This is a genomic window from Algibacter sp. L4_22 (genome assembly GCF_023473045.1).
GTDB lineage: Bacteria > Bacteroidota > Bacteroidia > Flavobacteriales > Flavobacteriaceae > Algibacter.
The window spans coordinates 1-14,441 of record NZ_JAMCOK010000011.1 but is presented as its reverse complement, the minus strand read 5'-3'; the positions used below and the strand labels follow the sequence as shown (position 1 = coordinate 14,441).

Below are 14,441 nucleotides of genomic sequence, written 5' to 3'. Positions count from 1 at the left end.
GATACAAATGTTCCAATTAACAACATGTGTACTAGCTTTTACTAAAAACATCCTTACTCTAAACTTGATATTATTTGTACTTTAGTTTTTTTAACCAACTACCAAATGAGACTCTTATTCTATATTGTATTGTTTAGCTGCTTTACAATATTTTTACATGCTAACAACGATCCTTATATATCCATTTGTAAAGTTACACCCGATGGAGGTGTTGCTTATTCTCAAGTAACGTCTATACTAGAGGATGATATGGGGTTTATTTGGTTTAGTACAAACAATGGTGTTTTCGCCTATAATTCAACTAAAACTAAACGGTATAGCCATGTACAAAATAACGACTCTACAATTCCATCCAATCGAATAAATAAACTTTACAAAGACCATAATGGCAATATTTGGGTTGCTACAGAAAATGGACTTTGCGAATACCAACGTAGTAACGATTATTTTAAAAGATATTCCATTAAAGATAATTACGACAATAATATAGGCAAAAACATCACCTCTATATTTCAAGATAACGACCATACATTTTGGTTCTCGGACGAAAATGGTTTCGGGACTTTAGATCTAGAAAAAAATAGAGCTCTCTATAAAAAAACTAAAAATACTACAGGAAAAGTTAGCTGTATTTCTATTGATGATGAAGGCACTATTTGGGTGTTTTATAATGATGGCGATATCTATTTTGCCACCAAAGGCTCCAACACTTTTCAGTTTTTAACAAAAGGATTAAAAAACCTAGTAAGGTCAGTTTTAATAGATAAAGATAATATCTGGATTGGTTACGAAGCCAAAGGCTTGCTGTGCGTTAATAAAATTGATAACAAAAAAACGCACTACTCCATATTAGAAGACAACCCCAATCATTTAAAATTACCTAGTAACCAAGTTAGAAGTTTATTAAAAGATGAAAACAATAGAATTTGGGTAGCCACGTACAATGGTATTACTTTAATTAAGGACTTTAAAGTAAGCCACCACATTGATCAGCAAAAATATTCCGAACTCCCCAACCATTCCATTTGGTCTCTATATAAAGATTCTCAACAAAATATATGGATTGGTACTTGGATGGGTGGTTTAGCGTTTCATAGCGCGCACAATAATTCATTTATACGCTACAACCAATCGACTACTAAAAGAACTTTAAATGGCAATATTGTTAGCTGCTTTGCTCAAGTACCAAATAGCGAAAATGTTTTGATTGGTCTAGATGACGGCGGAATAAACTATTATACCCCCGAAACTAACGTATTTAAAAACCTGCCTATTAACTACCAGGGCAAGGCTATTAAAAACATAAAATCTTTAGCTTACGATAAAAATGAAACTTTGTGGGTTGGCACCTATGGAAATGGCGTACTATACCGTGAAAAAGGTAAAACCAATTTTGAACGTCTTGCTGTTAATTTTGAAACGGGATTTCAAGCCTTAGATATTTTAACTACTAATACTGGTGTTTGGGTTAGTGATTATCCTTTAGGCGCTTACTTTTATAATTTTGAAACCAAAGCAACTACACGTTCCTTACACAACCCACTAAATATCAAATCCATATCAAATAATAAAGTGCATTTTATTATTGAAGACAAGGAAGATAACGTTTGGTTTGCTACTCAAAACGGACTTAACCTATTGAAGAAAGGTAGTGACGAATTTATACATTATTTTCAGAATAAAAACCACCCACAAGGCGTATCTCACAATTATTTATACTGCATACATGAAGATAGTAATGGCTTTTTATGGTTAGGTACAAATGGTGGCGGACTTGATAAATTTGATCCTAAAACGGGAAGATTTGAAAATTACAATATTAAAAATGGCCTACCAGGAAACGAAGTATTTTCTATACTAGAAGATGATAAAAAAAACCTTTGGTTAACAACCGAAAATGGTTTATGCAAATTTGATACGCAAACTAATATTGCCCAATCTTACATCACTAATAATAGCTTACAGAGCGATTTATTTCATCCTACATCGGCTTTAAAAGCGATTAATGGCGATTTGTTTTTTGGAGGTTCTAACGGTGTTATTCGGTTTTCACCGTCAAGAATTATTAAAAACCCGAAGCCACCAAAAACGAATATTATATCAATAAAAGTTAATAATGAAAACATTCCTTTTAGTAGTAACACACCTTTAAAACTGCACCATACACAAAACTTTATCGGCTTTGAATTTACTTCTAACAATTATATAAATCCGAAGAAAAATATATTTAAATACCGTCTTTTAGGATTTAATGATCAATGGATTGAAACCGACTATACAGGCAAAGCCAATTTTACCAATATTCCTCCAAATCATTATGTTTTTGAAGTTAAAAGTGCTAATAATGATGGCGTATGGAATTTAGAATCTACAAAAATAAACATTAATATAATTCCTCCTATTTGGGCGAGATGGTATGCTTATGTATTATATTTATTAGCCTTTATAGCTTCTATTTATTATTTTAGAAAACAAGTAATAAATCGTCAGAATTTAAGATCACAAATAAAGTTAGAAAAAATACATCGTGAAAACGAAGAACAATTACACCAAATGAAACTTCAGTTTTTCACCAATATTTCTCATGAATTTAGAACACCACTTACCTTAATTCAAGGTCCTGTAAATAGATTATTAAAATTAGAAACCAACAACCCTAATTCTAACAAGCAACTAGAATTAATTAAAAATAATACCGATAGGTTACTTAGGCTTATCAATCAGTTTCTAGATTTTAGACGTGCCGATTCTGGTAAACTAAAACTACTTTCTGTAAATACAGATATTATAGCATTCTGTAAAAATGTATTTTATTGTTTTGAAGAGCATGCTTTACAACGTGGTATTAATTTTCACTTTATATCAGAAGTTCCTAACTTAAAAATTGATTTCGACACCGATAAACTAGATAAGGTTTTGGTTAACATGCTCTCAAATGCTTTTAAGTATTCGCCAGATAACACGAGTATAACATTAACCATTAAGAACAACAAAAAACCAAGTTTTAAGCCTAATTGGAATATATATACTGTGGGAGAACATATTAATGAAGATTATATTTCTATCAATATCTCTGACTTTGGATACGGTATTTCAGAAGAAACTCTTCCACAAATATTTGAAAGATTTTACCAAACAGAAAACAACTATAACCGAGGTACAGGAATAGGCCTTTCGTTATCTACCAACTATATTGCTATGCATAATGGGCAATTAATAGTAAGTACTTTAGAAGGTGAAGGATCTGCTTTCTGCATTTGTATACCTCAACACCAACCCAATACCACAACGCATATTGCCGATACATCGAGCATTACACAAACCAATAACTTTTCTTTTGAATCTTCGGAAATTATAACTACCGAACATCAAATTGAAGAACACACAAAAAACCAAGAAGCCCTAATACTTATTACAGAAGATAACCTAGAGCTGCTAGAGTTTTTATCAAGTGCATTACAAAATCACTTTCGTATTGCCACAGCAAAAAACGGTAAGGAAGCCTATCAACAAATACATACATTATTTCCAGATTTAGTGATTTCGGATATTATGATGCCTGAAATGGATGGTATTGAGCTATGTGCCAAAATTAAAAATGACATTAGAATTAGTCATACGCCTGTAATATTACTTACAGCTTTAGATACTATAAAAGACAGAATATCAGGTATTAATTCTGGTGCAGACCTTTATGTTCCCAAACCGTTTAATGAAGATGTATTGATTGCTCAAATACACAATTTGCTAAACTCTAGAAAAGCACTTCGTTCTTTGTTTTCATCTCAACAAGAGGTTTGGAAAAGTGATATTGAAGTTCTAGACTTAGATAAAAAATTTCTTTTAAATGCCATAAGTGTGGTTGAACAAAATATAAGTAATCCTGATTTTTCTGTTGAAGATTTAACTAATAAATTACACCTTAGTAGAACGCATTTACATAGAAAGTTAACATCATTAACAAATCAATCTGCCACAGAATTCATAAGAAGTCTTAGACTAAAACATGCTGTTGAACTTATGAAAACAGGTGATTATTTAGTTAACGAAATTGGGTTTGCCGTAGGTTTTAATTCACACAACTACTTTTCTAAATCGTTTAAAAAACAATATGGAAAGACTCCTTCTGAATTTATAAAGGCAAACTTTGATGTTTCTGAAGAAAAAAAATAACACTTTATTTTTTCCAAGACAAAAATCGACTAGAACAAAACTACTATAAATGATAAAACTTATTTACACATGGCCAAATAACAACCATATGTAAATAAGTTATAATTTAGGAATATAATTCCTCTGTAATAGAAATATAAAATTTAGTAATTCTAAAAACAGAATTAACTTAAAACCTATTAAAACGATATGCTACTTTAGGCAAGCCCATTTATAGCAGCATATCTCTTTAATAATATTTCTTTAGCATGCGTTTTACTTCTACTTCGCCATTTTCACTTGTTATTTTCACCAAATAAAGACCTGTATTTAATGCGGTTACATCTATAATAGCTTTTTTAGAATTGAAATTATTTTGAGTTAAAACAACAGAACCGTTTATGTTGTAAAAATCTATATATTGAATTATAGTTTTAGACTTTATTTCTAATCTATCATTTACAGGGTTTGGATACATTTTAAAGTTTGGCTCAATAGAAACTTCTGTCGACAACCCGGTTCTTACAATTGTTATGTAAGCTGAAGTATTATTGGCAGTATCTTCCTTTTCTCTTATTTTAAATTGTTCATTGGTAGAAGCGGCATCAACCAAGTTTAATGAAACGATCTTGTTACCTGCAATTTCAGCCTTAACATAATCGGTAATATCAATTTGATAAGAATCGTATCTAGAATCTACATCGCCATTTGATGAAAACACACCTGCTATTACTGTTGAAGCTTCGGGTGCATTGTTCCATGTTATGCTTTCCTCAGACCACGAATCATCATCTACTCCAAGCAACGTAATATCAAAAGCGTTTCCGTTAGACTGGTTTCCTGTTATATGTAAGGTTGCAGATTCAATTGCAACATACTCACTAACATCAAACTTTAACCAAGTCCGTCTTGAAAAATCTGCATTGGTTGGGCTTTCTTTTACAATCAATAATTCGCCATCATAATTTTTATTTGCGTTAGAACCTCCTCTTGTAAAACTATCCTCTATAGCGTAGAGTTTATCTCCTTCATCACCAATATTACCATCATCTTCCAAATCTAAAAAATCTCTAAAATTATAGATGTCTTTACTTATTTTCATTAGAGATGTTTTAAGTTCGGAATACCACTCCCCATTTGCATTTATAACACCTTTATTACTAGCGTCATCTTGAAACCTAAACCATTGATAACTTAAACAACCTTTACTTTCCAATAAATTAATAGCGAAGTTTTCAAAATACGCTGCTCTATCTGCTTGTGTTGGCACGTGATACCCTGCTCCACCACTATTATCTAAATCTACATCAAAACCCTTAGCATAAAACTCACTAATCATAAAAGGTTTTTCAGACTGCTCTGTCCACATTTCTAAGAGATTAGTATCAGGCTCAAATGGTCCATAATAATTAACACTAAATACATCTATATACGGTGCACTATTTTTATAAATAGATTCATAATTTTTTGCAGCGCCATGTAATCTAGACCCCAAATAAAGCATATTTGGCGCATATTTTTTAATAGCAGTGTGTACAATTCTATAATAGGTACTCATTAAATAACCATGAAAATCGTTACGATCATTATTATCAATTACATAATCTGTTCCCTTTCTCGCAATCATCCAATCGTGAGCAGCTAAATAATTATAATTTGTTTTGTCGGTTATATCCAAATAACGATCTAACAATTCACCATATGTACTGTTCGAATAAATTGGCATTTCATTATCAGAAAACACACCAATACAATACGGATCATCTTTTTTTAAAGCTACGGTTTGCGCTAAATTATCTGCGTAGGATAAAAATGCTGTATCAAATACAGGGATAATTCCGTCTTTATAGAGATCCTTATTTCCTTGAGATTCATTTTTATAACCTAATATAAACAGTTCTCTAAAAACATACGGTATTTTATCTGAACCAGTATTTATACTCCCAAAATCGGACCAATTAGCTAGATGATTGAAGCCAGCATCCTTCAAATCGTTAGGTAAACTTACGTTGGGATAATCTGATTCTGCATTAACCGAATTTATTCCTATACCAAAATATAAATAGCCTTCTGGATCTACCATGTACCATTTATCATTATAGATTTCTGTTCTAAAATGCCCCGTAGCGGTTAGTTTTACGTCTAAAAAACCACCATACCGACTAAGTGCAGCTTCATTATTAGCATACTCTAATGTTCTTGAATTGTTTGTAGAACTCCCTGTGCTACCACCTTTAAAGGTGGTTGGTATTACTGAAAAGTCTTGTGCTTTTATAATTTGAATGTGACATAGTATTGCAATAAATAGATATACAACTTTGTAATTATTTTTCATATGAGGGTATGTTTTTGAGTTAGGCATTTCATTTAAATGAACACCTAACTCTATTAGTTATTAATTTAGTTTACCCGTTGCTATTCTATAACAAACTCGGCATATTCGGTAAAAAACAAATCGATGGCATTATCAAAAGGTTGATAAACACTTCTATACTGTATGTTTTTTGAAGTATCAATATCTTCTAAAGGAATTTTGATAGTTTCTAAATTATCCAAATCGAGTTTAGCTTCCCTTTCAACATTATTTGTATCATAATACAAGAATTCACTATAAATATAATCTGCAGGATCACTAGAACTCATAGTAAATGTAATATTATTACTCGTTTCCTTATAGGATAGAATTTGTCTATTATTTAAAGATGATAGATAGATTTCTCCGAGAGATTTCCCCGATCTCATCACGGGGATAGATTTATTACCGTAACTATCTAGATTAACGACTTCAAAAACATAGCCCCCTTCTGGCAAGTTTTCTACCACTGCACCTATGGTATCTCTTACACCTGCTGTTACGGTAATTGGAATATCTAAAGAATCTGCTTTATCGTTCCAAAAAATTCTGGCTTTATCAATACTTAAATCTGATTGAATAAACCACTGTAATTTTAATCTGTTATGCCCCGAAAAGGAGATTAAAGAATCTGGTTTTGCTGGATAGATCTTTTCTCCTTCATCTAAATATTGTTGATGTAAATCGTTCATTTGGGAACAATTATAAAACGCAATTAGAGCTAATGTTATTATTAATATTTTTTTCATTGGTCTGTATTTTATTAGTTATTAACGGGCGCTCCAAAAAATTCAATTTCGGCATAAGTTACTTCCTTATATACTGTATCCCAGTTTTCAATTTGTCTTATTCTAATATACCTATATGGAGGTGTTCCTCCTGGCATAAGGAATTCCATACCTCCTTCAGAAAATGGTCTATCAATAGCATTAATTTTCTCTATCCCAGGTAACCCTGATGCTTTTAGTACTTCAAACTCACCAATAAGCTCCCAGCCGTCCATGCCTTCTTCTCTCCAATTACCTGTTTCATGTGGATTGTCTCCATTAGACCATTCCCAAGCGCCATTAGTTTCTCTATCAATCAAGCTTTGATCATTGGTACCATACATCTCAAAGAAATGCATTCCTCCACGTGAATAACCATTCCACTCTGTAGCATAAATTTTAAAACGACTATATAAGTTTATCTCTCCCATATCCATAGTATAATGCAGCGGAGAATATTGTTCTTCCTTATTTAAAACAGTACTAAATGCATTAGACCGCGATTTAGTTATATCTCCATCAAAAGCTTTTTCAAATCGTTGCGAACTTTGTTCTTCTGGTATATCGGTATCTAATCGTAAGGCTTTCCATTTCGTTCTATCTAATTGTATTTCGTAAAGTGGCTTAAACTCTCCAATAAGTGTATCACTTATGTTTCCCCATTGATCTTTTACATAAAACCCTAGTTCCACTTGCAACGTATCCATACCTCTTACGTTTTGAAAATTCGTATTTGAAACATCGTCATAAACCGTTTCATAAGGCACAAAATCGCCATATTCATCATGTCTTAAAATTGTAATTCCAAGATTATCAGCCTCTGCTTCATTTTCCCATTTTAACAAAACACCAGAAAAATCACTTGAAACTTCTAATGATTCGCTCATAGTAATATAGGGTGGTGTTAACGGTATTATTTCAGCCACTACTTTCTCTGATCTATTGCCACTTTTATCAACAGCATAAAGTTCAACCTCTTTAAGAAGTGTGTCTCCAAAACCATTAACAGATAACTCTTGTGTGTATTTAGTAGCTACAGATTTTCTTTCTTGACCTTCGCCAACATAATACACAGCTTCTACATGAGAAAAATCCTCATCGGTAGGAATATCATAAGTTATTTTGGCACCTCCGGGCGTACTTTCACTTAAAACATTTGATATCATGCCTGGTGCTGTCCCATCGGACGCTGGCTGACCAATAAACTCTTCGCTACCACAAGCAACGATAAAAGTAAACAAGCCCATAAGGGTAATAAAGGATATTTTATATTTAGTTTTCATAATTGTTGTTTTTGAATTAAAAATAAGACTACCAACCGCCATTTTGAATTAAATTAGGGTTAGACAAAATTTCACCTGTTTCTATAGGCCATAAATTATTTTTAAATGAATATGTTGGTACCCCTAATACATTTGGAACATAAAAATCTTCAGGCTCACTACCTAAATAATTCCAACCTCTAAAAGGTATATTCATATAATATTCTGCTAATTTCCATCGTTTTAAATCCCAGAATCTATGTCCTTCAAAAACCAATTCAATTAAACGCTCTTGACGCACAATATCCCTAAACCCATCTTTAGTTGATGGTTTACTGGGGCTTGAAGAATAATTTGCCCAAGATTCCACTACGCCTTTTAAATTTGCTCTTTCTCTCACCTTATCTATATAAATATAGGCAGTTGCTCTATCATCTACCTCATTTGCACATTCGGCATATAATAAATATAAATCTGCTAAACGCATCTCTGGAAAAGCGTAGCTCTCTCTACTGTAATCCATATCGTCACTACTAATAACATTATCGTAGTTTACTAATTTTTTAGGAAAATACCCCGTTTGAGAATACACCCCAGAACCAATAGCCGTACCAGAATATTCTAAAGCTCTACCTTCTACATAATGATCTTCAAATCCTGCCTGTCCTCCAGAAGAATTATATTGTGCTGGATTACCATACCAAATCCCTCTATCGAATCCTAAACTACCATAAAAACGTACCTCTCTATTTATATGTAGGTTTACAGTAGTTTCACCATCTTTTACAAAATATTGATTATCTGGCACTCCATCTCCATCCGTATCGCTATCATTATCCACATCATAATCGACTAAACCATAACGATCTGCATAATTCCAAGTTAAATCTTCATCAATTGGCACTCCATTTTTAGTATAAAACATTTCGGCTATACGTAAAGTAGGCGAATAGAACCCCATAGCTTCAACGTTACCCTGAAATTTAACATGTGTTCTTGCTTGAGCATGATTTTGAATTCTTCCTGCTATTCCGTTAGTAGAAACAAATATTTTTTCATCCGTCCAACGCTCTGATAGTGACTGCTGTATAGTTAAAACATTTACTATTTCTTCTGGTACTTCATCTCGGTTAACATTGGCTGGTAGATATTGCATATCACTAGTATCAAACTTAAAAAGCTGAACACCCGCAAACTCTAAAGTATCTACGGCCATTTTACAAGCATCGGCAGCTAATTGCCATTTATTAGCATCATAATCAGAAAAAAGACGTGTCCCGTTGGCATCAATTACATTGGCATACTCTGCATTTCCATTAAATAATGGACTAGCTCCAGTAGCTAACACTTTAGCACGCATGGCTAATGCCGCGCCTTTTGTTGCACGACCCAATTCCGTTTCTCTATCGTTTATTAGTAAAGGTAAACCATCACTAGCTTCAAGAAATAAATCGGCAATATAAGTTACACATTCGTCTACTGGACTTCTAAATTTATGAATTTCAGAAATATCAGCATCTATTGGTAAATTAGTGTCATTAATAATAATTGGCCCATACATTCTAAATAAATAAAAGTTATAGTATGCTTTTAAAAATTTAACCTCAGAAATCCAACGTTTTCTTAAATCCTCATCCATATACAAAAGGCTGTTAATGTTTTCTAGAAATACGTTACAATCATTAATACCTAGGTATAAATTGGTTCCATTTTTACCACCACTCCAATAATCCAAATAAGAAACATCGGCTTCTTGCGCGCCTAATGCTAACTCGGAATTCACTAAATGTGCTGGCTCCTCTCCCCTAATTACAGAATTTATTCTATAAGATTCATCTCCTCCGTAAAAGCCCACATTATTTTTGGGCTCTCCTAATCTTGGCATATGGCTATAACATGTAAATAAAAAGCTCTCTGCCGAGTTTTCATCATCAAAAGCATCGGCTATCGTTGCTACATTATCTGGTACAATATCGAGATAATCTGAACACCCTGTGATAAACACAGATAGTGTAAATATTATAAATATGTGTTTTATATTAGTTTTCATATTGCTGTTTTTTAAAATTCAAGTCTAATCCCTAAGTTAAATACTTTTTGAACTGGGTAATTGTATGGATCTCCAGAAAGAGATACATCCCATAAATCGAACTTACTAATGGTAAATAAGTTTGTTGCAGAACAATAAAGTCTTCCGCTTTGTAAGAGCGGTAGTTTACTTTTTATAAAATCTTTAGAAATATTATAACCTAGTTCCACTTGCCTTAACCTTAGGTAAGAGCCATCTCTTAACCACCATGTACTATTTACACGATTATTATCACTTCTAGCATGTGTTAATCTTGGATAAAGTGCATAAGGGTCTTTATTATCTTCTGACCAATGATCTTGTGCATAAATATCAAGTAATTGATTGATAGCTTCCCCTTCATCAACACTATACTGGTAAAATGGTTGTGTTCCAGAAGAATCTATAAAAAAGGATGTACGTGCTATACCATTAAAAAAACAGCTAAAGTCCCAGTTTTTATATCCTGTTGAAAATCCAAATCCATAGTTTATTTCAGGAGATGAAGGATAGCCAATTGGCACTCTATCTTCACTATCAATAACGCCATCCCTATTAATATCTTTGTATTTAATATCTCCAGGACCATAACCTTCATAAGAATTTTGCACACCTATTTGTAATGGTGAATTTAGTACATCATCTTCATCATAAAATAAACGTTCGGCTACATAACCATAATTTTGTCTAATAGGTTGCCCTATTCTACTCCTCCATGGTGCACTGGTATAATCAGGTTCATCATAAGCTAAAAACTCACTGGTTGCATAAGTAAAATTAGCCATGGTTTGAATCCAGAAATCTTTATTTACATGATGGTTTCCTTTTAATGAAAACTCAAATCCACGACTCTCAGCTTCTCCTGAGTTTGCATATAAATTTGTTGATAATCCTAAACTTGCAGGAATTTCTGAACGCTCCATAAAAATATCATGTCGTTTATCAAAAAAGTACTCTGCAGTAATATCTATTTTGTTATTAAACAATCCTAAATCTACCGCTAAGTTAAATTTCTCAGCATTCTCCCATGTAATAGCGCTATTAGCATATCTATTAATAGCTACACCATTTACAGTATATTCTCGGTCTTCTCCAAAGGTTGCAGAATTACCACTATTGTTTAAATTTACTTCTGATAAATAAAAGAAACGATCACTAGCGCTACCAATAGCATCATTACCAACTAAACCATAAGACGATCGGATTCTGAATTTATTCACCACATCTTCTAAAGGTTCCCAAAATTTTTCTTTGGAAACATACCAACCTGTTCCAATAGATGGAAAGAAACCAAATCTATGATCTTCAGAAAAACGCTCAGATCCATTATACCCAAAATTACCTTCGACAAAATATCTGTCTTTATAAGCATAATTTAATCTACCCGCTAAACCTAAATTTCTATTAGGTAAAGAGTTTTGTAAATTAGAAGCTGTATTATTCTTTTCTTCACGCATGGTATAAACCAAGGTACCTCCTATTAGATGATCATCATTTAATTGTTTGTTATAATTAGCGGCGCCTTCTAAATAAAAAACAGCAGACACTTGACTTGAAGACGGCGAATAATCAATAGCATCTTCCGGGTTGCTCTCTTCGTTAAGCCATGCTAATGTATATTCTCCTGTATATTTATCATAACGTCCAACATTGTAATAAAAAGGTCTATACTGTCTTCTAGTTTGAAAATAAGAAGAGTTATCATAACCTACTTTTAACCTCACATTAAAATCTTTAGAAAATTCTTTAGATAAGTTAATTTGTCCACTTAATTTAGACCGCGTGTAATCTCTATATCCTTTAACAGATTCTGCATAAGGGTTAATATAATCGGCACCTTCTAAGTAATTTCCAAATAATATTTGTGTAGCATACTGGTTAGCAGCATCTGGTTCATAATATGCTGGATATAAAACAGGACTTGTTTTCCCTACCATATCAAAAACCGTTTGGGCACCATCTAAAGGCCCTGTATAATCATCTAATGCCAAATAAAACTGTACTTTTGCCTTAAAGCTCGGTGTTATATTAATATTGTTATTTGAGCGTATTTGTATTTTATTTAAACTAATACCAGAATTAAAATTATTTCTCTCATCTACATTTAATATACCTGTATCATTAGTATATGTTCCAGATAAATAATACTTGGCAACCTTACCTCCACCAGAAACATTCAAGTTTAACCGCTTATTAATAGCATGATCTTTAAATAACGTACCATACCAATCGGTTGAAGGATATATTTGCGGATCTACATTGTTTTGCACATTATCAATTTCGTTTTGTGTAAACACTCGGTTCACAATTTCTCCTCCATTACTAGATGTAAAAACAGCTTCATTCCATAAATTCATATAGGTTACAGGATCTGCAAACTCAATATCTTTTACGTTAGACGATAGGTAGGTTTCATATTTAAAAGATATTTTAGCTTTTCCTTCTTTTCCTTCTTTTGTATTAACTAAAATAACGCCGTTTGCGCCACGAGAACCATATAATGCTGCTGCTGATGCATCTTTCATAATAGAAAAACTTTCTATATCATCTACATCCATTCTGGCCAAATCGTCCACACTAGATTCCATACCATCAATTAAAATTAAAGGGGAAGTACGATACCCGAATGTTGATACACCACGTATAAAAAACTCAGCATTATCATTGCCAGGTTCTCCTGATGTTTGATAAGAAATAACCCCAGGAATTCGACCAGAAAATGATGCTGTTAAATTACTTGAAGGTATTTTTAACTCTTGAGGTTTTACTGTGGTTATAGAAGCCACGACACTTTCCTTTTTTTGTTGCCCGTAAGCGACAACGGTGACCTCGTCTAATTTGGCTGTATCTACCTGTAGAATAATGTTAAATTTAGTTTTTCCTTCAACAGGAATTTCTTGCTTAAGAAATCCCACATAGGTAATTACCAACACATCTGTCGGCTTTACTTTTAAAATAAAGTTTCCATCAAAATCTGTAGATGTACCTCCTTTATCTCCTTTTAGCATAATATTTACTCCTGCTAAGGGTAAACTATTATCTGAGGCAATAACTGTGCCTTCGATTATTAAATCTTGTTCATCTAATAAGGTGACACCTCTATTTTCAATACCCAATGCATGGGAGGAATAATGTAATGGCATTATCACATAAAAAAAGAACACCATTTTGAGTAATTTACATAAATACTGTTTCATCTAGTTTTGGTTAGTTTAGTTAGTAATTTAGTTAGGTTAATTTCTATTTCTATCTATATATTTATTTTGAGTATAGAAGAACACTAACTGATATAGAAAACTCAATAACAAATAGTTAATGACTGAAAATAGAGATCACTCAAAATTAAAAAGTAACAAGAACGAGAAGTAGAACTATTGTATCGACTTTGTAGTAAAGTTGTTACATTCTAGGGGGTATGTAACAAAAAGCAACATATGTACTAATTGAAATTACGTTATAAACTAAAGAGAACTAAACATATACAAGTAAAAACAGCTTTACTATTGAATAGTAGACGCTACCTGAAAATTAATAAAAACTTTAACATAATTATTTTTAAATCTATTAAAAATCAATAACCATATCAAGTGCCTCATCAGCATCTTTTCTCATAAAATTAGCTTGATAAAGCATAGTTGTTGTGACCGAAGAATGTCTATATAGTTTTTGTAACATTTGAATGGGTATTTTATCTCCCGAAATATTACCAAAACTATAGCGAGCAATATGCATGGACATTTTTTTATCTATACCTGCTTGCAAGGCAACAAGCTCTAACCTCCTATTGAAGTTTCTTGTAGCTGTTTTTATTCTTGTTCTTACGCGTTTCTTATCATTTA

At 32.5% G+C, this 14,441-nt stretch carries 7 protein-coding genes; 1 reads left to right on the top strand and 6 read right to left on the bottom strand.

Features of this window, described 5'->3' with window-relative positions:
* Window positions 1–105 precede the first annotated feature (105 nt).
* Window positions 106–4,173, top strand: a complete 4,068-nt coding sequence (locus tag M4I23_RS18980; protein WP_249755439.1) for a two-component regulator propeller domain-containing protein — start codon at window positions 106–108, stop codon at window positions 4,171–4,173.
* Between the two features lie 229 nt (window positions 4,174–4,402).
* Here M4I23_RS18980 and M4I23_RS18975 read toward each other — a convergent pair whose 3' ends face one another.
* From M4I23_RS18975 to M4I23_RS18950, 6 genes are all read right to left on the bottom strand, one after another.
* Window positions 4,403–6,487 carry a DNRLRE domain-containing protein gene (locus tag M4I23_RS18975; RefSeq protein ID WP_249755438.1) on the bottom strand — a complete coding sequence of 695 codons (2,085 nt, stop codon included), beginning with the start codon at window positions 6,485–6,487 and terminating at the stop codon, window positions 4,403–4,405.
* An 80-nt stretch (window positions 6,488–6,567) separates the two neighbouring features.
* A complete protein-coding gene (locus tag M4I23_RS18970) occupies window positions 6,568–7,254 on the bottom strand; it encodes a DUF4998 domain-containing protein (protein ID WP_249755437.1) in 687 nt (228 codons plus the stop codon).
* Between the two features lie 14 nt (window positions 7,255–7,268).
* A complete protein-coding gene (locus M4I23_RS18965) occupies window positions 7,269–8,555 on the bottom strand; it encodes a DUF4959 domain-containing protein (RefSeq protein WP_249755436.1) in 1,287 nt (428 codons plus the stop codon).
* A 28-nt stretch (window positions 8,556–8,583) separates the two neighbouring features.
* Window positions 8,584–10,584, bottom strand: coding sequence for a RagB/SusD family nutrient uptake outer membrane protein (locus M4I23_RS18960; RefSeq protein WP_249755435.1), 2,001 nt, complete (start codon window positions 10,582–10,584; stop codon window positions 8,584–8,586).
* A gap of 11 nt (window positions 10,585–10,595) precedes the next feature.
* Entirely contained in the window at window positions 10,596–13,799 is a 3,204-nt protein-coding gene (locus tag M4I23_RS18955; protein ID WP_249755434.1) for a TonB-dependent receptor, read from the bottom strand.
* A 367-nt stretch (window positions 13,800–14,166) separates the two neighbouring features.
* A partial coding sequence (locus tag M4I23_RS18950; protein WP_249755433.1) for a tyrosine-type recombinase/integrase occupies window positions 14,167–14,441 on the bottom strand: 275 nt, incomplete at its 5' end.